Consider the following 20,658-nt stretch of genomic DNA (forward strand, 5'->3'; position numbering starts at 1 on the left):
GACTCACTCTAGCATTTCACATGACTACAGTATAAGCGTGAAATCTCAAAAAACTATCACAGATTTGTAAATTTTCTTTAGAGTTTCTCTCATGATCTATTGGGATTTAAATGCAATGTTCCTTCCGCCTGCGCTTCTATCTCTTCTCGCCGATAAAGCATGGGGTGCGTCTTACCGGTTCGCCAGAGGGCGATAAAGTCATCATAGTGTTTGCTGCCGGGTTGTCCTGACTGGCCGGGTGCATGAATCGAGCGCGAACGCGAGAACTGATCCAGGTCGATGATCTGTCGGTATGAGGGCACCACCACCACGTTTTCAGGATCGGTGATGATGGAGGAGCCGACATTGACGGTATCACTATCGCCACCGACCGAGAAGGGTCCGCGATTGAAGAAGCCTTCCAGCGCCTTGACCGCGCCCAGCGGATGTGTGTACTTCATCTTATGGATCGCCCCGTACTGCCAGCGCAGAATATTGCTGCCTAGCCTGGCCTGTAACTCCTCCAGTGTGGCCTCAAAGGCGCGCTCCAGAGCGACCGACCACGTTTTGGGTCCGTTGGGGATAACCGAGTCGCTAAACCAGTTGGCAGGCTGCTCACGCAGCAGACGCAGCAGCAGGGGTCTATTGCGACCGGCATAGCCGTTCAATGTTCCCAACGCGTTCAGGCTTTTGCCCAGGTACTGGTGGATGAGCTCTTCATCATCGCCCAGCAGCGCGTCCAGCACCAGGCGCTCCAGCTTACGGATAAAGGTGGTATAGAGGCTGGCCCCAATGCTGTTGGGGCTCAGCTGATAATCCCAGGTCTGCAGGATCTCGTGGGCTGCGCGCTTGAGTGCCGTGTTGGCCTCTAACTGAAGCATGTAGGGGACCACCTCGGTAGCCGGGATGCAGTAGTAGTCATTCTGGATGCGCGACATATCTTCGACCGTAAGCTTCTGCTTTTCGGTGAGCATCTGCTGGATGCGCTGGGCGCGATAGCCGTTGAGCCATTCATGGGTGATGTAGTAGGGATAGTTGTCGTCGATGACCCGGTTGTTGGCGGTAACCAGATAGTGCTGTTCCGGATTATACACCTGGGGTAGCTCCTCAAAGGCGACGCGGCCGGTCCATTCGTACTCGCCTGTCCAGCCCGGCATCGGTATCAGCGCCAGTCCCTGGGAGCGAATGGGAATGTTGCCGGCCATGGTATAGCCGATGTTGCCTTCGCGATCGGCGTAGACAAAGTTCTGTGCCGGTACATCCCAATCGCGGAGCGCATTTTGGAACTCCTGCCAGTTGCTGGCGCGGTTGAGATGGCGGATCGCCGAGATCAGGGTGCCCGATTCCAGTCCGGTCCAGCGCAGTGCCAGAGGAAGCTCGTTGGGTTGCCCCTCACTGGTTTGAGGCTGTGAGATGGCGGGGATATGCGTCACGATGGGGCCGTGGCGTGTGACACGCACCTCTTCAATCATGGGCATATCCTGCCCCTTGACCTTGATCTCCTCGCGTATGATTTCGGCCTCTTCCCACTGGCCAGCGAATTCATACTGCCGAGGATTTTCCGGGTTAAACTTCTCAACGTATAGATCCTGTACATCCGATACCGCGTTGGTGACGCCCCAGGCGATATGCTGGTTGTGGCCGATGATGATGCCGGGCGCGCCCGGAAAGGTGGAGCCGGTGACGTCCAGATCCTTTGAGACCAGGTGACATTCAAACCAGATCGATGGCGCGGCCTGCCCCAGGTGTGGATCGTTGCAGAGCAGGGGGGCGCCGCTCTCGGTCATGCTGCCGTCCACCACCCAGTTATTGCTGCCGCCCATCACGCTAAATCCGCTCAGAGTCTGGATCTGCTGATATTGTTCGAGCAGGCCCAGGTTGATACCCTGATAGGAGACGCCCGGTGGTAGGATCAGTGGATGTTCGGGATCATAGCCCGGCTCTAATTTTGCCGCGCGCTCAACCCCGACTTTTTCGATGATGCGCGCGCGAATCAGCTCGGTCTCCCAGTTGCCGCCCAGGCTCCATCCCTGGACCTTGCCCCATTGGAGGGTATGAGCGGGCTGCCAGGGTTCGGGCTGATAATTGAGCAGGCGAAACTCTACCGGCAGTTTGTTCTGGTTGCGCCGGATAAAGCTATTGACCCCGCTGGCATAGGCTTCCAGCACGCGCAGGTCCGCCTCAGGTAGGGACGCTACGTCGGCCGCTGCGGCCCGGTGCATGCCCAGGCGACGGCAGAAGCGATCGGTCTCCAGCGTCACAGCGCCAAATATCTCTGACAGGCGGCCAGATCCTAATCGTCGATGCAGATCCATCTGCCAGAGTCGTTCCTGCGCATGAATATAGCCCTGCGCGAAATAGAGATCGTCGTCGTTGCTGGCGTAGATATGGGGGACCCCATATTGATCTGTAATGATCTCTACTGGATCGTGAAGTCCCGCGATCTGGATGGTGCCACTGGTTGAGGGGAGCTGGCGATGGGTCAGGAGTGAATAGAAGCCGTTGACAAAACCGCCCAGTTCGCCGGTCTTGTTCAGGTTTTTGCGCCACCAGGATGCCATAAATTGCCCTCCTTGCTATTGAATCGCGCTATCATCGTCGTAGGTGTACCTCCGTGGGGCGAGGATAGAAGCGCCCGCAAGGGGCGCACCTACGACGATTGATGCTTTATCTTTTTGAGCAATTATACCAATTGTGTGCCCTGTGGGGTGTCGCGCACCTCGAAGCCCATGCTCTTCAGCTGGTTGCGCAGGCGATCCGACTCTTTCCAGTTGCGGGCGGCTCGGGCCGCGTCGCGCTGGCGAACCAGTTCCTGCGCCTCGTCGCTGATGGTTACAGGCGCTTTGGGGGCCACTTTATCCAATTGTAGACCCAGAACCCGGTCAAAGTCCAGTATCAGGTGGCGCCGTTCGCCAGCCGGAATCTTATTAGTACGTGCCGCCTCACGAGCGATGCTGATCGCTACCGGTAGGTCCATGTCGTTGTTGATGGCTTCGTGGAAAGCCTCACGGGTGCGCTGCGCCTCCTCAGACCAATTGGCGGGCGCATCTTCGACCGGTAGTTCAGCGATATCGGCGCGGAAGTTGTTCAGGGCGTTCTGAGCGGCATTGATCGAGTCATCGGTAAAATTGAGCTTCGAGCGATAGTGGGCCGTCAGCAGCAGGTAGCGATAGGCCATCGGCTCGATGCCGCGCTCTTTCAATGTGCTCAGAAGAAAGACATTGCCGACCGAGCGTGACATCTTACTATTGGCAAAGTCCAGAAACTCATTGTGTACCCAGTACTGTACCGGGCGCTTGCCGGTTGTGCCCTGGCTCTGCGCGATCTCGTCTTCATGATGCGGGAAGACCAGGTCGATGCCGCCGGTGTGGATATCAAACTGCTCGCCCAGGTAGCGGGTAGCCATGGCCGAGCATTCGATGTGCCAGCCAGGGAAGCCGACGCCCCAGGGACTCTCCCAGTTCATCTGGCGCGTGGCGTCGCCATGCTTCCAGAGCGCAAAATCCTCGGCGTTTTGCTTATCTTCCGCCACCTCCATCTGCACGCGTCCATGCCCACCGGCGCGCAGGTTTTCCACCGTATTTCCCGACAGCTTGCCGTAGTCTGGGAAGCGGCTGACCGCGTAATATACATTGCCATCGCTGACATAGGCCAGTCCCTTTTCGATCAGCTTATTGGTCATCTCGATCATCTCGGGGATGTGATCGGTGGCCTTTGGCAGGATATGCGGCGGCAGGATGTTCATCTCGTCGCTGTCGCGCAGGTATTGCTGTGTGTAGTGGGCCGCGATCTCATAGGCCGAGCGACCCGTGGCGCGCGCCTCGTGCTCCAGCTTATCCTCGCCGCCACGGGCATCATCATCATCGTGCAGGTGGCCGACATCGGTGATATTACGCACCAGGGTGACCTCATAGCCATTGTACTCCAGGATGCGGCGTAGCCAGTCGGTGGTGGTAAATGCACGTAGATTGCCGATATGGATATCTTTATAGACGGTGGGGCCGCAGTTATAGATGCCCACCTTCGGGGCATGCAGTGGCTTGAACAATTCTTTGGTACGCGTCAATGTATTGTACAGGTAAACTGGTTTGCTTGCTTGCGTTGACATGAGCAAATCTCCTCTATCGTGGGTGTGCCCCTTGCGGGCAATACCTTCAATGTCACGGCATCGGAAACATCGTAGGTGCGCCCCTTGCGGGCGCTTGTTTGTGTGTGTATGTATCCTGCTCTATTGTATCAGTCCGTTATGGTACGAGGTAGCAGCTCAGACGGAAGACGTGTGGGGGGAAGCGAATCATAATGGCTGTTGGAGGACACGCCAGATTACGTTCATAGAGGGCTGAGCTACTCCTAAAGGCTGCCTCTATGAACGCACAGACAGGTGCAATTGTGCATTCTGACGTTCACGAATCTCTCCAACATATCAGGCTTTCCTGAATTATTTTGGTTTTATTATACCATACAAATTCAACCACGCCAACGCCGCCATGCGGCGGCGTTGGTCGCGGTCGAAGGGGAAGCGCACGCGAGGTGCGCACCTATGGGCATGCACGCCACGCCAACGCCCATAGGTGCGCACCTCGCGTGCGCTTTATGCAACGCCGACGGCCTCTGCGTTGGGCAGGCGGATGGCGAAGTAGACGGCCTGCTGGTGATGGGTGATCATGGCGGCCGTCGACTGCTCGGGGACCAGCTGGTGGGCCTCGGTCAGGGTGACGCCGATGCTCTGTTCGACGGGGAGCAGTTTGAAGAGCTTCTCATGGTCGGCCAGGTCCGGGATGGCGGGATAGCCCCAGCTGTAGCGGCGGCCACGGGCCTCGTCGGTCAGGCCGAGCTCCTGGCGCACCACGCGGTTGGTGTATTCGGCCAGCCCCTCGGCCATCTCAACGGCCAGCCCATGCAGGAAGTAAGCCTCGGAATATTCTCCCTTGTCCTGCAGCGCTTGAATGGCGTCGCTGGCCTCGTGTCCCATGGTGACGACTTGCAGAGGGAGCACATCGACCTTGCCGCTCTCCACCGACGCGAAGTAGTCCGCCATGCACAGGCGGTCATGTTCTGTCTGGCGGCGGAAGACGAAGCGCGTCACCTCGCGCAGCTGCCCGTCCCGCTGGAACTGTTCTGGATCATAAACAATCAGCTCGTTGCCGCTGGACTGGCAGGGATAGTAGCCGTAGACCACTTTGGGCTGCAGGTAGCGCTGCTGGCGTGCCTCGCGCAGCATGCGGTCCAGGCGCGGCTCAAAGTCCTGCTTCACCAGGCGGTTAAACTCCTCGCCATGCGACTTGCCGCCCCAGTGCAGCCGATACAGCGTCTTATAGTCCATACAGGCCGCGATATCTTCCAGGCCGATGCGCTCCAGGATGCGCGGTCCCCAGAATGGCGGTGTGGGAATCGATGTCGCCGGCTGCACACTGCTGGACGGCGTGGTGACCACTTCCTGCACGACCGTCGCCGTCTCGGCACTCTTCGCGTTTTTCTTCAGACGCTCATTCAATGCCTCATTCTGGATGCGCTGCACAAACTGCTTCTTCTCCGCCGCACTATTGGTCAGCTTATCGACGATATCCAGTCCCTCGAAGGCGTCGCGGGCATAGAAGACGCCCGGCTCGTAAGGCGTGGGAGTCGAGTCGGCCTTCTGCTCATCCACAAAGAGGATGCGGCGTCCAAAGGAACGGTTGATGGCTGCTCCACCGATGATGACCGGGAAGGATAGCTCGCGCTTGTGCAGCTCTTTGACGCACAGCGGCATCTGCTTCGAGGTGCTGACCAGCAGGGCCGAGAGGCCGATCACGTCAGCCTTGACCTCCATGGCCTTCTCCAGGATCGTATTTAGCGGCACCTGTTTGCCCAGGTCATAGACGGTATAGCCGTTGTTGCTGAGGATGGTGTTGACCAGGTTCTTGCCGATATCATGTACGTCGCCATAGACCGTAGCCAGTACGACCTTGCCCTTGGTATAGCCCTCCTGCTTCTCCAGGTAGTTTTCCAGGTGGGCTACGGAGCGCTTCATGACCTCTGCTGACTGCAGCACGAACGGCAGGATCAGTTCTCCGGCCCCGAAGCGATCGCCCACGTCTTTCATGGCGGGCAGCAGCACCGTATTGAGCACGTTGACGGCCGCGTCGTTGTTGCTGACCTGCATGCTCTCGGCGCGCTCGGCCACCACCTGATCGATCAAGGGCTCGATCCCCTCTTTGCGGCGATGTAGGATCTGCCAGTGGATGCGCTCAGCTACCTCCATGCCCTCGGTGGGATCAACCTTGTCGTTGTCGTCGCTCTTCTGCGGACCATGCTGCTCAAAGTAGTTGATGTAGCGCGGTAGCGCATCGGGCCGGTTAAAGATCAGGTTGTCGGCCAACTGGCGCTGCTCATCGTCGATCTCGGCGTACGGTTTGATGTGGGAAGGATTGACGATCGCCATATCCAGTCCCGCCCGCACCGCATGATAGAGGAAGACGCTGTTGAGTACCGCGCGCGCATGCATCTTCAGACCAAATGAGCCATTGCTGACGCCCAGGATGGTCATCACGCCCGGCAACTCGGCCTTGATGCGCTTGATCGCCTCCAGGGTCTCGATGGCCGCCGTCTGCAGCTCCTCCTGTCCCGTGGTGATCGGGAAGGTCAGGGGATCAAAGACCAGCGCGTTGGGCGAGAGCCCGTATTCATTGACGCAGATATCATAGATCTTATGCGCGATCTCGACCTTGCGCTCGGTCGTCTTGCCCATGCCGATTTCATCGATGGTCAGGGCGATCACCGCCGAGCCGTGTTCCAGTGCCAGCGGAAGCACATTTTCGATGCGCTGACGCCCCATCTCCATGTTGATAGAGTTGATCAGGACGCGTCCAGGGGCGATCTCCAGCGCGGCCTTGATCACATCGGCCTCGGTACTGTCAATGACCAGTGGAACCTCGTTGCTCATCGAGAGTTTCTTAACCAGCGTGGCCATCTGCACATCTTCGTCGGTGCGTTCGGTCAGAGCCACCTGAACGTCTAAGACATGGGCGCCGCCCTCGACCTGCTCACGCCCAATGGCCAGCAGGGTATCGTAGTCATCGGCCAGCAGCGCCTGTTTGGCTTTGCGGCTCCCGGTGGCATTGACGCGCTCACCCACGATCAGGGGGGCCGGGTCCTGCTGCATCGAGACGGCGCGAATGCCGCTGGAGAGGACGGGTGGGATAATCTGCCGGAAGTCTTTCTGTACGATATTGTTATCGGCGATCGGCCGTGGCTGGCGCGGCGCGTTGCGGCAGGCTTTGACGATGGCTCGCAGATGCTCATGGCTGCTGCCACAACAGCCGCCGATGACATTGACCCCAAACTCGGTCACAAATTCGTAGAGCGCCTTCGCCATTGGCTCGGGCTCCATCGGGTAGACGGCCTGTCCATTCACGTTCAGAGGGATGCCAGCGTTAGGGATGGTCGAGATGGGCAGGGGACAGTTCTCGGCCAGGAAGCGCACTGGTTCGCGCATATGCTCGGGCCCCGTCGAGCAGTTGAGGCCGACGATATCCACGCGCAGAGAGACCAGCGTTGTCATTACCGCCGCGATATCGGTTCCCAGCAGCATGCGGCCGCTGGTATCCAGTGAGACCTGGGCTTGAATCGGCACCTGCCGTCCCGCGTCCTGCATGGCCTGGCGCAGACCGGTGATCGCCGCACGCACCTCCAGAATGTCCTGGCTGGTCTCGATCAGGAAGACGTCCACGCCGCCTTCCAGCAGGCTCTTGCCCTGCTCGCGGAAGATCGCCGCCAGTTGCTGATAGGTGATATTGCTCAGCAGAGGATCGTCGGAGGAAGGGAGCATGCCGGTGGGACCGACCGAGCCCGCCACGAAGCGCGGCTGTTCGGGCGTGCTGAAGCGATCCGCCACCTTGCGTGCCAGCTGTGCCGCTGCCAGGTTGATCTCATGCGTCAGGTGGCCCAGCCCATACTCATCCAGCTTCAAACGGCTGGCGGTAAACGAATCCGTCTCAATAACGTCGCAGCCCGCCTCCATAAAGCCCGTATGGATCTCCTCGATGACAGTGGGTTTTGTCAGCACAAGGTATTCATTGCAGCCCTCGGTCGCCTCTCCACCATAATCTTCGGCAGTCAGTTGATAGCGTTGAATATTTGTGCCCATCGCTCCATCATAGATCAAAATACGCTGGGCCAGTGTATCGAGAAATCGGCTCATTCTTCCCTCCGAACTTCTGGGATAAGCTAGTATATGATACATATATAAAATACGTTTTTGCTGGAATCAGGCGCCTTCGCGCATGCATGAAATGAAGATAGCTCCTGCGCTGTCTACTATAAAACCCGACCAGGTTTTATGCATGAAGACCCGGTATTGTATAACCTATATGGGATAGCTGGATAGCAGACAAGTGTTTCTGGTTGGGGCCTGCTATAAATTAGCTGGATATGATCTTCCTCGATCTATAGGTATTATGCTGTATTATAACATGGGCCGTGAAGCAATAGGGAGGGTCAGATCCATGCACTGAGTCCATATTTTGACGCTATGTTGTATACATTCTATAAAATAGTTGCCGCAAGATTGGATCTCAACTATCATCGTGATCGTGAATAGTAGAGTAACGATTTTAGAATCAGACACGGATTTTGATGGAGGTTGGCATATGGCACAACGTTTTATGCTCGGGATCGAGGAGGAATTCCAGCTGGTTGATGCGAAAACCGGCAAGCTGGCCTCGCGCGCCCAGAGTATTCTCGATAAAGGGGCTCCCATCTTCGAAGAGCAGATCAAACCGGAGATGCTGCAATCTGTGCTGGAATTTGTCTCACCCATTCTACCGGATATTGGCGCGGCGCGCATGGAGCTGTACACCTCGCGCGCGCTGCTGGCGCGCATCCTGCAAAAAGAGAACCTGGCCCTGATCAGCGCCGGCACCCATCCTAGCTCCTCCTGGCATGAGCAGAAACCAACTCCCCATGAACGCTATATAGAGCTGGAGGAGGAATATCAGGACGTGGCCCGCTCGATCCTGATCTTTGGCCTGCACGTCCATGTCTCTGTGGACTCGAAGGAGCAGGCGATCCAGGTCATGAACCAGGTACGCACCTGGTTACCGCATATCCTGGCGCTCTCCTCGAACTCACCGTTCTGGAATGGGCGCATGACCGGTATTAAATCCTATCGCTCCGTGGTCTGGAAGCGCTTCCCGCGCAGTGGTACGCCGGACATCTTTCACAATCTTGAACACTTTGATCGCTTCGTCAACGATCTGGTTGAGATGGAATGCATCGACAACGGCAAGAAGATCTGGTGGGACATCCGCCCCCATCCGTTTTTCGACACCATCGAGTTTCGCATCAGTGACATGCCGGCGACGATCGAAGATACGCTGTCACTGGCCGCGCTCTGCCAGGCTCTGATTGCCAAACTTGTCAAAATGAACGAAAAGGGCGAAAAGGTTCCCGTCCTCTCGCGCGACTACATCGATGAGAACAAGTGGCGCGCCATGCGCTATGGCCTGGACGCCGAGGTGGTTGACTTCACCAATAGGCGCAGGGCCAGCATGCGCGACTCCTTCCGCGAGTTGCTAGACCTTGTTGATGATGTCGTCGATGAACTGGGTAGCCGCCGCGAGATGGACTACATTCGCGCCTTGCTGGATGATCCACGTGGCACCGGAGCCGATCGCCAGATGGAGATTTTCCAGCAAACCAATGATCCCGACAAGGTCAGCCACTTTCTGATGGAACAGACCATGCAGGGCGTGCAGCCGGACGACGCCATGCTCTACGACAAATTCATTCGCTTCAAACCCTACGAATCCTCCATTTGAGGCCGTTAATAATGCCCCGGCATCCTCGAAAGATGCCGGGGCCTATGCACGATGTCTCGTCCCGTATGTAGGTGCCGGGCTTGCCCCGGCTTAAAAATCGGCGAGCTGGGCGATCGCCGCGCTGAAGCGCGTCAACTCCTCCTGGGTGTTGTAATAGTGCACGGACGCGCGCACCATCGTGGTCAGACCACGGGCTTCCAGGTCTAGCCGCGTCGAGCTCTGCACGGCCACCGACACATTGATCTGCTGTTGCGCCAGCCGCCGCTTGATCTCCTCCGGTTCGACCCCCTCAACCGTAAAAGTGACGATCCCGCACTGAGTAATGCCGCGATCGCGCACAATGACGCCAGGAATGGGACTGAGCTGTGTGCGCAGGTTATAGCCAAGCTCCTTGACGCGCCGCCAGATGTTGTCGATGCCCCAGTCGAGAGCGTAATCAATGGCCCGTGCCAGACCGATCTTGCCCGCGTAGTTGGTCTCCCAGTTCTCGAAGCGGCGCGCGTCCGAGCGCATCTCATAGCGATCCTTGCTTACCCAGGTCGCCGCGTGCAGATCAAGGAAGACCGGTTCAAGCTGCTCGATCAGTTCACGCCGCACATACAGAAAGCCGGTGCCGCGTGGACCGCGCAGGTACTTGCGACCCGTTGTAGACAGCATGTCGCAGCCGATCTTCTGCACGTCGATCGGCATCTGTCCCACCGACTGGCAGGCGTCAACCAGGTAGAGGATACCTGCCTCGCGTGCCACCTTGCCGATCTCGGCTACTGGATTGACCAGGCCGCCACTGGTTGGCACATGGGTGATCGAGATCAGCTTCACCCGCTCGTCCAGCATGTTGCGTAGCGCCTCGATCGAAACCTGTCCATATTGATCATCTGGAATCGCCTCGACCACGGCCCCGGTCTTGCGCGCCACCTGCAGATACGCGATATAGTTACTGGCATATTCCGCCATCGAGGTCAAAATACGATCACCGGCTTTGAATGGGATTGAATAGAAGGCGGCGTCCCAGGCACGGGTCGCATTCTCCACAAACGCGATCTCATCGCGCGTACAGTTAATCAGCGCCGCCGCGGCATCATACGCATGCTCCAGCACCTCCTGCTGCCGCTCCACCGCCTCATAGCCGCCGATCTGCGCCTCCAGTTGCAGATGAGCAACCGTCGCCTCCAGCACCGGCTGCGGCATCAACGACGAACCCGCGTTATTCAGATGCAGCACATGCTGGCTTCCCGGCGTCTCCTGTCGCGCCCGCTCAACATCAAATAAAGGCATAGCCTACTCCTCATTTTTACTTGCTATTGTAGCAGACCAGCCCCGCCATGGAACCAGCCAATCTCTTCATAATATCTATCATTGTCTATTCGTATAGCAAAAAAACAGTAGCCATGGCTTTGCATAATGTAGGGGGGTGTTATCACGTTACCATACGCGAAAATGCCCCCTCCGTAGGCGGCATAGGCTTGCGGCCGCTATGATCCGTTCATTCACGTATATGCAGCAAGCCGTGCCTTGTGCATGCCGCTTGCTGGCATATGAAACGTCCCTTAAAAACGTTATTTAATACCATATGGAAGCGAACGGATCGTACGTGAACAGGGCGGCATGCACAAGGCACGCACTACTGCATATATGAGTGCGTGCCTTATTTAATAGGTCGTAGTGCTATGCCGCCTACAGGGATACGTTTTCGTATTATGGGTACGTTCGCGAATGCCCCCGAACCTCTTCTTGTTTCCCTGGGAATTTAATTGGTGGGGATGACGACGCGCCCCTGGTTGGTGGGCGGCAGGTTGGGGCCGGCGCCCACATAGCGCACGGCGGTGCCGATGGCGGTAACCTCCATCCACTCGTTGTTGTGCATGAATTCAACCTTAATATCCGCTCCGATTACGCCATCGGCGCCCAGTTGATCGGCCTCAAACTGCATGCGACTGATGGCTAGCTCGCGGGCCTGGTACATCAGCTCGGAATATTCTTTGAGCTCGCCCTGAAAATTGCCCTTGATGCCGACCAGCCAGTTGCGCACCGCTCCCATCGAATAGATGCAGTTGCCAATCACCAATCCCAGCGGCTGGAAGCCTTTATCGACCACCAGCCAGAACTCCTGTCCGCTGAGGTCGGAGGTGAAGGCGCGCCCACGATAACCCGGTTTTACTTCCATGGCGTGACGAGGTCCATTCATGCGTGTTTCTCTCGCTTTCTCTAAAAAACAATACATCCGCGTTCTTCCAGTAAAGAACTGCAGAGGTGCATTTTTCATGCTTCTAGTGTACCATGTATCAATCGCTATGTTAGAATAAACGCACGTAGTATGGATATTTCCAATAGGAGTTTTATGAAGACTTATAACCTCTGCCTGCTTGGCTTTGGCAACGTGGGACGCGCGCTATTAATCTTATTGCAGGAGAAGACCGCTGAGCTGCGTGAGCGCTATCAGATCGAGTGGCGCCTCACCGGTGTGGCGACCCGGCGCCTGGGCTGGCTGGCCAATCCAGACGGACTCGATGTGTCCGCTTTGCTGGCCGGGCAGTTTGAACTGCTAACGACAGTTGCTTCTGGTGATGATGTGCGAGACTGGCTGTCCGCCGCCAGAGCCGATGTGCTGTTTGAATTGACTTCGTTGAATGTGGACACAGGCCAGCCCGCTATTGAGCATATCAGGGCCGCGCTGGAGCATGGTGCCCACGCGATTACGGCCAACAAGGGGACCGTGGTGCATGGCTATCGCGAGCTACAGGCGCTGGCGCGGCGACAGCGGCGCAGCTTCCTGTTTGAGGCTACCGTAATGGGCGGCGCACCCATCTTCTCGCTCTTTGCCAGCAGCCTGCCGGCTTCCAATATCATTCGCTTCCGTGGCGTGGTCAACTCGACCAGCAACGTTATCCTCGAAGAGATTGAGCGGGGAAAGAGCCTGGAGCAGGCTATCCAGACCGCGCAGGAACTGGGCATCGCCGAGACCGATCCTTCGGCCGACGTCGATGGCTGGGATGCTGCCGTCAAGGTGAGCGCCATCGCGACGGTGCTGATGGATACTCCTACGCCGCTGGCAAACATAGAGGTGGAGGGAATTCGCCATCTGGATGCGGAGCAGATACGGGCCGCGCGTGCCGCTGGTACACCGTATAAACTGGTGGCCCAGATCGAGAAGATTGGGGAGGGGATCAGGGCCTTTGTGAAGCCGCAACGCCTGTCGCCACCCGATCCACTGGCCGCGGTAACGGCAGGCTCGATGCTGGCCCACTTTGAGCTTGATACCCTGCCGGGCCTGACGATTACATTGGATGTGCCAGACTATGGTCCCGCCGGACCCCTGGGCCCGGCGGTGACGGCCTACGATGTACTGGCCGATTTTATTCGCGCCGTTCAATCAGAACAGCGCGGTTGAGCGATGTTTCAGGTCAGGGCAGGCCAACGACGCGCAGACCCTGCGGATGCTCGACCACGAAGCGATACTCGATGGTGTACTCGCCGTTGGCCGGTAGAACCTGTTCCCAGGTGAGCAGTTCCAGCCGGGTGCGCTCGGCCGGCTGAGGCGTGATGCTCTGCACCCTGACCTTGATGCGCTCGTGTTGTGGCACGGGGATATGATCTTTAATCACTACTTTGCGGGGCGCCGTCGCGTAGTTATGGACGCTGATACGATAGGCATACGTGCTGCGCCGGATATCGCCCTGCAGTAGATTCCCCTTGTCAACCGCGCGCTCGATGGGTTCGCGCTTGATCTTCAGGCTATCATCGATGCCCAGGAAGATCTTGAACTCCTCGCGTGCCGCGGTGAAGTCCAGTCTGGTGGTGCCGACGTATTCGGCATCCAGGAAGATGCTGGCCTGGCCGTCCAGCAGGATGCGCTCGGTAGAGTTGACGACGGTGGCGCGCATATGGGCGTTGGTCTCCAGGGCTGGCGCGCTGACGTAGTCAAACTCACAGGGCAGGTCATCGCGGGCGATCGTCGTCTTGTGCGGCGAATTGTCGGACGGAATATCGACCGAGCGACCGACGCGGAAGACCAGAGCGGTTCCACTGCGTTCGACGGTGGCGGTCGCGATCTCCGCCTCGACCGGCGCCGGCGCCGGTGGCTCTATCTCATCCTCTTCCAGGGCGAAGCTCCCGCCGGGAGCCGCCACCCGCGATCGCAGCATACCCGTAGGATGTGCGCCATACGCGGTGGCGGACATAGGTGCCGCCATGGGAACGGCCAGGGGGCGTGGTGGTGGTGGGTTGTATTCTTTGAGGTACCAGGGCTGTAATTCTGGCAGGATCGCCGCCTGGCTGGGACGGGCCGTGGACAGCGCCAGTTCTATGTGGTCCCAGTTCTCACCGGTAGATTGCTGTACCATACCAATATAGGTGAGCTCGACCGTACCCCTGGGTTGTTGCCCATCAATATGCACACGGATATCGTATTGTGGATACCAGGAAGCGTTGCGCACCAGGTAGGAGATCTCCAGTTCTAGCTCGCCGGCGCTGGCCAGTTCAACCGTGATCAGAGCCGCCTGGCGATCACTGGAGATCTCATCGCCCTGGCGCTGATAATACTCCCGCTGCCTGGCATCGATCTGGGATTGAACCTGCTGGATCTGTGCCTGGAGCTGTAGCGCGGCCTCGGCATCCTGGGTGGCCTGAGCCGACATAAAGCTAAAGAAATCTGAGCAATCCTGCGGCTTCATCTGTCCCTGGGCCAGCCCGCGCGCGAAATCGCGGGATTGCTCGCCGAGTGCGCGCAGCCACTGACGCCGATCGTTGAGCGCCTCCTGCCGGGCCTGGAGCAGCTTCTGTTGATGCTGTAGCGCATCCAATTCTGTTTGGATGCGTGCCAGGTCTTCCTCAGGTGGCTGGGGATAGAAAGCGGTGGTAATATCAACATTAAGGATGCGCGTTCCCTGAGGTCCATGGCCGGAGGCTCGCAGTGAGTCCCGCAAAAACTGAGGTAGATTATTGACACGGACCTCGTGCTCGCCGGCTTCAAGCGTAACCTTGCCTTTACGCGTTACCAGCGCGCGATCCGCGTAAACCGTGACAGCCGTAATGGGAGCAGTAATGTCTGTCATGATATATATAATTCCTTCCCATATATGATGGAATCGGACCTCAACCATAGGCCCTTATTGCAGGCAAAGAAATAGGAATGAGATGCATCTCATGTACTCTGATAATGTACACTATGAAGTACGTTAGTTGCCAGAAAAAGTTCAGTCGATGATATGGCAGATGACAGAGATAGCAACGCCTGGGAACTCAATTTAAACTATTACAATCCATCGCCGATCGTTCAAAATTTTCAGAAGAGGATAAAAGAAGCAAGAGAAAGGACTCAGACGGCATAATGCAACAACTCTTCTTAGCAGTTCCTAAATGGCTTTACTTTTTGTTAATCCTCGTAGCTTTTGAATTAGTAGCAGATATCTTGGCTAAACAATTCGCCATCAGCGGCAAATTCGTGTTTGCGATCCTTTCAATTGTAGGTTTTATCGCAGCTAACGCAGCCTGGCTCATAAGCTTAAGAACGGGTGCAGAATTAGGCAAAGGCGCAGTTCTTTTCTCTGTCCTCTCTGCCATTGGAGCGGTCATCGTGGCTGTACTGCTTTATCATGAAAAGGTCACCAGCTATCAACTGATAGGACTTGTATTGGGTATAGCAGCCATTGCATTTCTCTCAATAGAATAGTTTATTCATAGAAATAGAAGCTGAACAATTTACGAGGGGCGCGATCATGAAGATGCCAAGCTCCGCCTCTCGGAAGACTCCATAAGCTGGTTGACACGAAATACAGCCAAAAAACCTCTCTTTTTTCGCCTATAAACCCTTCTGTAGTGAGCCTCTCAGAAACCCTTGAGTAAACACGCTTCACAGGCTATACTAGAAGTACCGCAGGCTAAAAGGCCAGAGGAACCCGTGAGGGATTGAAACCAGTCCAGAAGCGAGGGCAAGTCAGTATCTCAGAGCCGGCTAAAAGGCGACAGGAACCCGTGAGGGATTGAAATCTTTGTCCCGATAAAATGAAATAAATGAACAATAAAAACACCTGATTGCTCAATTCAGGTGTTTTTACTTTGGATGCAGCAAAAATGGATGAGAGCGCTTCAACCCTAGAGCGAAACAGCATTAATATGTGTTATAATAAAACAAGCTCATAATTGAACACTTGTACGAAAACTCCTGCTCCTACTCTACAGAGATTACCGAAAACCAGATCAAGATAAATGAATAGATACTCTAATCACAGGGTAGGAAATAATCCATGAATCCGCCTGATAAGCCAAGTAAGAAAAACAGAGAATGTGGTAATGTACGGATGTTCAATGCGACTTGATTGTAACCTGCGTTATGTCGAGGTGTATATTTTATGGCGACCCTGAGCCCTGCCCGCAAACAATATCTAGAATTCAAACAACAGTTCCCCGATGCGATCTTGATGTATCAGGTGGGTGATTTTTTTGAGACGTTTGATGAAGACGCCTACATTACCGCGCGCGAACTCCAGATTGTGCGTACGACGCGCACCTATAGCCGGGGCAAGGAGCGCGTCCCCCTGGCTGGCATCCCCAAACATGCCCTGGAGAACTATGTGGGCAAGTTGATCCATCGAGGCTATAAAGTGGTGGTCTGTGAGCAGGTGGGGGAGGTTGGCAAGGGACGCGACGTGGTGGAGCGGGCCGTGACGCGCATCCTGACCGCCGGCACCCTGTCGGAACCCAATCTCTTGCCGGTGCGCCAGAACAATTACCTGGTCGCCATCGCCACGGGACGCGTGCAGACGGCGCTGGCCGCCGTAGATGTCAGTACTGGCGAATTTATGGTCACCTGGTTTGCCCCGGATGAACTGCCGGTGGCCCTGGACGCCGAACTGCAACGCCTGGCCCCGGTTGAGTGCCTGCTGGTCGAGGGGACCCCTAAAGAGGATTATCAGTTCCCCGCCAACAACGTGACCATCACCCATTGCCCCCCGTATTTTTACCAGGAGGAGGCCGCCTATCAGCGCCTCTGCCGCCAGTTCGGCGTGCAATCCCTGGAGTCATATGGCTGCGAGGGCCAGCCGCAGGCCATCGCAGCGGCCGGCGCCATCGTGGCCTACCTGGAGAAGATGAACGGCTCGCTGCTCTCGCTGCTAACCGCTTTGCATTCATATAGTACAAATCAGTTTATGGTATTGGATGCCCATACCCAGCGCAACCTTGAGCTGTTACAGGGGACGCGCAGCGGCACACTACAGGGGAGCCTGCTGGCGGTGTTGGATCGTACGATTACCCCGATGGGGGCACGCCTCCTGCGCCGTACGCTTACGCAGCCACTGCTGGATCTAAATATTCTGAATGGCCGCCTGGAGAGCATTGAGGAGCTGTATGAAAGCCCGGCTATTCGCACGCGCTTCACCATGTCTCTGCAGGAACTGGGTGACCTTGAACGCGTTTCGGGCAGGATCAGGCAGGGGACGGCCGTGCGTAACGAGGTGCTGGGCCTGCGCGACTACCTGGCCGAGTTGCCGACGCTGCGTGATCTCCTGCAGAGCTGCGAATCCGATCTGCTGCTAGAGATCGCTGAAGACCTCGATCCATGCCCGCAGGTGCGTGACTTGATCAATCAGGCGCTGCTGCGGCCCGATGAGGAGGGGGATGAGGGCGACGAGGGGCGTATGATTCGTCCCGGCTATCACGCTGAGCTGGATGAGCTGTTTAACTCGATTCGCGACTCGCGCCGCTGGATGATCTCGCTGGAGGCGCGTGAGCGCCAGCGTACCGGCATCAAGGCTCTCAAGGTGGGCTTCAACAAGGTTTTTGGTTACTATATCGAAGTCAGCAACGCTAACCTCAAGCTGGTCCCCTCCGACTACATGCGCAAGCAGACGCTGGTCAACGCCGAGCGCTTTATCACACCCGAATTGAAGGAGCACGAGTCGCTGATCCTGAGCGCTGTTGAGCGCATCGAGGAGATGGAGCGCAGCATCTACGCCGATGTGTTACGCCAGATCGCGGTCTACTATCCCCGGTTGATGACCAGCGCGGCCGCCGTGGCCCGCATCGATGTCCTGTTGAGCCTGGCCGAGGTGGCGGCTCATCAGGGTTATGTGCGACCGACATTGGAGCAGGGGCAGCGCCTGCAGATCGTGGGTGGCCGCCATCCGGTGGTGGAGTATACGCTGAACGGTGATGTGTTTATCCCCAACGATACCAACCTGGAGGCGGCGAGCGCTGAACGCATTCTGCTGCTGACGGGACCCAACATGGCCGGCAAATCGACCTATCTGCGCCAGGTGGCGCTGATTACCCTGCTGGCCCAGATCGGCAGCTTTGTGCCCGCCCGCAAGGCGCAGATCGGCCTGGTGGACCGCATCTTTACCCGCGTGGGTGCCGAGGATGATATCGCCTCCGGCAAGAGCACGTTTATGGTGGAGATGGAGGAGACGGCGACCATTCTGCACCACGCCACCAGCCATAGCCTGATTATTCTGGACGAGATTGGGCGCGGCACCAGCACCTATGATGGACTGGCTATCGCGCGCGCCGTGGTGGAGCATCTCCATGACGAGGTGCGGGCGCGTACCCTGTTCGCGACCCACTATCATGAGCTGGCGGCCCTGGCCGCGCAACTAGGACACCTGCACGTCTATACGGTCGCTATCAACGAGGACGACCCCAATGGCATCGTCTTCCTGCACCGCGTAGTGCCCGGTTGCGCCGAGCGCAGCTTTGGTGTGCACGTGGCGAAGCTGGCTGGTATGCCACCTTCGATAGTACAGCGCGCCGAAACGGTGCTCTCTCAACTCGAAGCCAATCAGACTGCTACCATCGTGCCTGATCAGCGATCATTAACACGTGCAACTTGTGTGGCCGAGTCCAATGGCTACTATCATCCTCAGAGCGCGTCCAATCGTGAGGAACCAGCGCCTGCCCTGTACTGGCAGACCGAGACGGCCCGTGGGATCGCTGAAGCGGTGGAGCGCGGGGAGCGCGCGCCGTCGCTTGACGATATCGATGTTCAGGCGATTACGCCGCTGGATGCCCTGAATCTCTTATCTTTCTTTCAACGACACAAAAAGAATGCAATATATTGATGAGCCAGTTATTTGAGTTTATGATCCAACGGCCAGAGTTTGTACGCACGGCCCTGCATGAATTGCCGCCAGCGGTGGCCGAGCGCATCGCCGCCGGCGAGGTCATTGAGCGGCCGGTGTCTGTGGTGAAAGAACTGGTCGAGAACGCATTGGATGCGGGTGCGCAAGATATTCGCGTCGAGGTGCGCGGGGGAGGACTGCGCCTGATCCGCGTCAGCGACGATGGCTATGGCATCCCGGCTGAAGACCTGGCGGCGGTCTGTGAGCGCCATACCACCAGCAAGCTGACTGCCTTTGAGGACCTGGAGCGTTTGCGTACGCTCGGCTTCCGGGGTGAGGCCCTGGCCAGCATCGCAACCATCGCGGAGGTCACCATCCTGAGTCGCGCCTGGGAGACGGAGCGGGACGAGGAGGGAGAGCAGCCGGCTTACTGGTATACCTGGCGCGGGGGACAGGTGCAGGGCCATGGACGCAGGGCGCGCCCGCATGGCACCACCGTTACCGTCACCGACCTGTTCTATAACGTGCCGGCGCGTCTCAGCTACACCAGGGCGGCCCGTACCGAGAACGGCCATATCGTCCAGCTGATTCGCCGCTACGCGGTCGGTTATCCCTCCGTGCGCTTCCACCTGGCTCTGGATGAGCATACGGCTATCCAGACCAGCGGCAGCGGCAACCTGGCCACCACCCTGACCGAGCTCTATCATATCTCGCTGGAGGAGATGCTGCAGGAGATAGATGTCAGCGATGAGGAGCACTACCGACTGAGGGGCTACCTGGGCAACCGCGTGCTGGCGCAGGGGAGTCGCCAGTATATAACCCTGTTTATCAACGGACGCTGGGTGCAGTCCCGTGTACTGCAAGATGCGCTGGAAGAGGGCTATCGTAGCCTGCTGCCTAAAGGCAAGCATCCCCTGCTGGTGTTAGCGCTGGAGGTGCCGCCCCAAGAGGTGGATGTCAACATCCACCCTGCCAAGACCGAGGTGCATCTGTTGCAGGAGGCAAAGATCAAAGAGGCGGTGACACAGACCATCAAAGGCCTGCTGGAGCGCAGTCCGGTGGTGCCGGAGGCTGTGCAATTTCCCGGACCCGTGCTGGCGACGCAGCGGCGTCTGCCAGGACCCCGGCGCCGGGGACTGCATGTTGCCGAAAGCGCTGAGGGCTACCGCGCTGAAAGCGCTGAACCGGGCACGGCGGAGGTGATCGTCAGTCTGCGCCCACTGGCACAGCTACAGCAGGCCGTGATCCTGGCCGAGGCCCCCGATGGCAGCCTCTACATGGTCGATCAGCACCGCGCCCACGAGCGCATCATCTACGAGCATCTGCGCAGCACCTATAGCGGTGTCAGGCCCGAAGAAGAAGCGATCCATTCCCATCTGCTGCTGGAACCGGTGATTATCGAAATGAAGCGCTACGAGGCTGAACTGCTGGAGCAGCGTCTGCCCATGCTGCGCGGTCTGGGCATCGAATGCGAACGCTTCGGCGGGCGCAGCTTTCTGATCCGCTCGGTCCCGGCCAGCGAGGGGAGCGAGCAACTGGTGCCCCACCTGCAGGAACTGGCCGAACTGGCCGCCGAAGATAGCACCAACTGGGAAGACCATCTCTTGATCGGGCTCGCCTGCCGCTCGGCCCTCAAGCGCGGCCGAGAACTGGGTCCAGGCGAGCAGCGTACCCTGCTCAAAAACCTGGCCACCGTATCCGCGCCGGCCGTCTGCCCCCACGGCAGCCCCATCCTCCTCCACTACAGCCGCACCTTCCTCATCAAAAAATTCGACTGGTAATAATATAAAGAGGAATAAAATTGATGCAAGACCACGGGTGGGGGCATT

At 57.5% G+C, this 20,658-nt stretch carries 11 protein-coding genes; 5 read left to right on the plus strand and 6 right to left on the minus strand.

Annotated elements, in window-relative coordinates; all coding sequences use genetic code 11:
- Nucleotides 1-89 precede the first annotated feature (89 nt).
- The 3 genes from KTT_RS17560 to metH form a co-directional block, all read right to left on the minus strand.
- On the minus strand, nt 90-2,540 hold the full coding sequence (locus KTT_RS17560; RefSeq protein ID WP_126597225.1) for a penicillin acylase family protein: 2,451 nt from the start codon (nt 2,538-2,540) through the stop codon (nt 90-92).
- Nucleotides 2,541-2,662: 122 nt separating this feature from the next.
- Complete coding sequence (gene cysS / locus KTT_RS17565) at nt 2,663-4,087, minus strand: cysteine--tRNA ligase (protein WP_126597226.1); 1,425 nt, start codon at nt 4,085-4,087, stop codon at nt 2,663-2,665.
- A gap of 483 nt (nt 4,088-4,570) precedes the next feature.
- Nucleotides 4,571-8,158, minus strand: coding sequence for a methionine synthase (gene metH, locus KTT_RS17570; RefSeq protein WP_126597227.1), 3,588 nt, complete (start codon nt 8,156-8,158; stop codon nt 4,571-4,573).
- Between the two features lie 448 nt (nt 8,159-8,606).
- Between metH and KTT_RS17575 the strand changes: the two genes are divergently transcribed.
- A complete protein-coding gene (locus tag KTT_RS17575) occupies nt 8,607-9,776 on the plus strand; it encodes a carboxylate-amine ligase (protein WP_126597228.1) in 1,170 nt (389 codons plus the stop codon).
- Nucleotides 9,777-9,866: 90 nt separating this feature from the next.
- On the opposite strand, the gene KTT_RS17580 is transcribed toward KTT_RS17575, so the two are convergent.
- Nucleotides 9,867-11,051, minus strand: coding sequence for an aminotransferase class V-fold PLP-dependent enzyme (locus KTT_RS17580; RefSeq protein WP_126597229.1), 1,185 nt, complete (start codon nt 11,049-11,051; stop codon nt 9,867-9,869).
- Between the two features lie 472 nt (nt 11,052-11,523).
- Entirely contained in the window at nt 11,524-11,961 is a 438-nt protein-coding gene (locus KTT_RS17585) for a YbjQ family protein (protein WP_160145943.1), read from the minus strand.
- 153 nt (nt 11,962-12,114) lie between these two features.
- Between KTT_RS17585 and KTT_RS17590 the strand changes: the two genes are divergently transcribed.
- Nucleotides 12,115-13,164, plus strand: a complete 1,050-nt coding sequence (locus KTT_RS17590) for a homoserine dehydrogenase (protein ID WP_126597231.1) — start codon at nt 12,115-12,117, stop codon at nt 13,162-13,164.
- 13 nt (nt 13,165-13,177) lie between these two features.
- Here KTT_RS17590 and KTT_RS17595 read toward each other — a convergent pair whose 3' ends face one another.
- Nucleotides 13,178-14,827, minus strand: a complete 1,650-nt coding sequence (locus KTT_RS17595; RefSeq protein WP_160145944.1) for a mucoidy inhibitor MuiA family protein — start codon at nt 14,825-14,827, stop codon at nt 13,178-13,180.
- 275 nt (nt 14,828-15,102) lie between these two features.
- On the opposite strand from KTT_RS17595, the gene KTT_RS17600 reads away from it, so the two are divergent.
- From KTT_RS17600 to mutL, 3 genes are all read left to right on the plus strand, one after another.
- Nucleotides 15,103-15,444: an SMR family transporter gene (locus KTT_RS17600; protein WP_126597233.1), complete on the plus strand. Its 342-nt coding sequence runs from the start codon at nt 15,103-15,105 to the stop codon at nt 15,442-15,444.
- 679 nt (nt 15,445-16,123) lie between these two features.
- The gene (mutS, locus tag KTT_RS17605) at nt 16,124-18,829 is read left to right on the plus strand and encodes a DNA mismatch repair protein MutS (RefSeq protein ID WP_126597234.1); all 2,706 of its coding nucleotides are present in this window, start codon (nt 16,124-16,126) and stop codon (nt 18,827-18,829) included.
- Nucleotides 18,829-20,610, plus strand: a complete 1,782-nt coding sequence (gene mutL / locus KTT_RS17610; protein ID WP_126597235.1) for a DNA mismatch repair endonuclease MutL — start codon at nt 18,829-18,831, stop codon at nt 20,608-20,610. Before mutS ends, mutL begins: the two co-directional genes overlap by 1 nt.
- The last annotated feature ends 48 nt before the right edge of the window (nt 20,611-20,658 follow it).

Origin of the sequence: Dictyobacter aurantiacus (assembly GCF_003967515.1) — a bacterium.
Taxonomy (GTDB): domain Bacteria; phylum Chloroflexota; class Ktedonobacteria; order Ktedonobacterales; family Ktedonobacteraceae; genus Dictyobacter; species Dictyobacter aurantiacus.

What these genes read in the sequence shown, in the direction of transcription:
- KTT_RS17560 (WP_126597225.1), bottom strand. Translation starts at nt 2,540, where the DNA reads ATGGCATCCTGGTGGCGCAAAAACCTGAACAAGACCGGCGAACTGGGC.
- cysS (WP_126597226.1), bottom strand. Translation starts at nt 4,087, where the DNA reads ATGTCAACGCAAGCAAGCAAACCAGTTTACCTGTACAATACATTGACG.
- metH (WP_126597227.1), bottom strand. Translation starts at nt 8,158, where the DNA reads ATGAGCCGATTTCTCGATACACTGGCCCAGCGTATTTTGATCTATGAT.
- KTT_RS17575 (WP_126597228.1), top strand. Translation starts at nt 8,607, where the DNA reads ATGGCACAACGTTTTATGCTCGGGATCGAGGAGGAATTCCAGCTGGTT.
- KTT_RS17580 (WP_126597229.1), bottom strand. Translation starts at nt 11,051, where the DNA reads ATGCCTTTATTTGATGTTGAGCGGGCGCGACAGGAGACGCCGGGAAGC.
- KTT_RS17585 (WP_160145943.1), bottom strand. Translation starts at nt 11,961, where the DNA reads ATGAATGGACCTCGTCACGCCATGGAAGTAAAACCGGGTTATCGTGGG.
- KTT_RS17590 (WP_126597231.1), top strand. Translation starts at nt 12,115, where the DNA reads ATGAAGACTTATAACCTCTGCCTGCTTGGCTTTGGCAACGTGGGACGC.
- KTT_RS17595 (WP_160145944.1), bottom strand. Translation starts at nt 14,827, where the DNA reads ATGACAGACATTACTGCTCCCATTACGGCTGTCACGGTTTACGCGGAT.
- KTT_RS17600 (WP_126597233.1), top strand. Translation starts at nt 15,103, where the DNA reads ATGCAACAACTCTTCTTAGCAGTTCCTAAATGGCTTTACTTTTTGTTA.
- mutS (WP_126597234.1), top strand. Translation starts at nt 16,124, where the DNA reads ATGGCGACCCTGAGCCCTGCCCGCAAACAATATCTAGAATTCAAACAA.
- mutL (WP_126597235.1), top strand. Translation starts at nt 18,829, where the DNA reads ATGAGCCAGTTATTTGAGTTTATGATCCAACGGCCAGAGTTTGTACGC.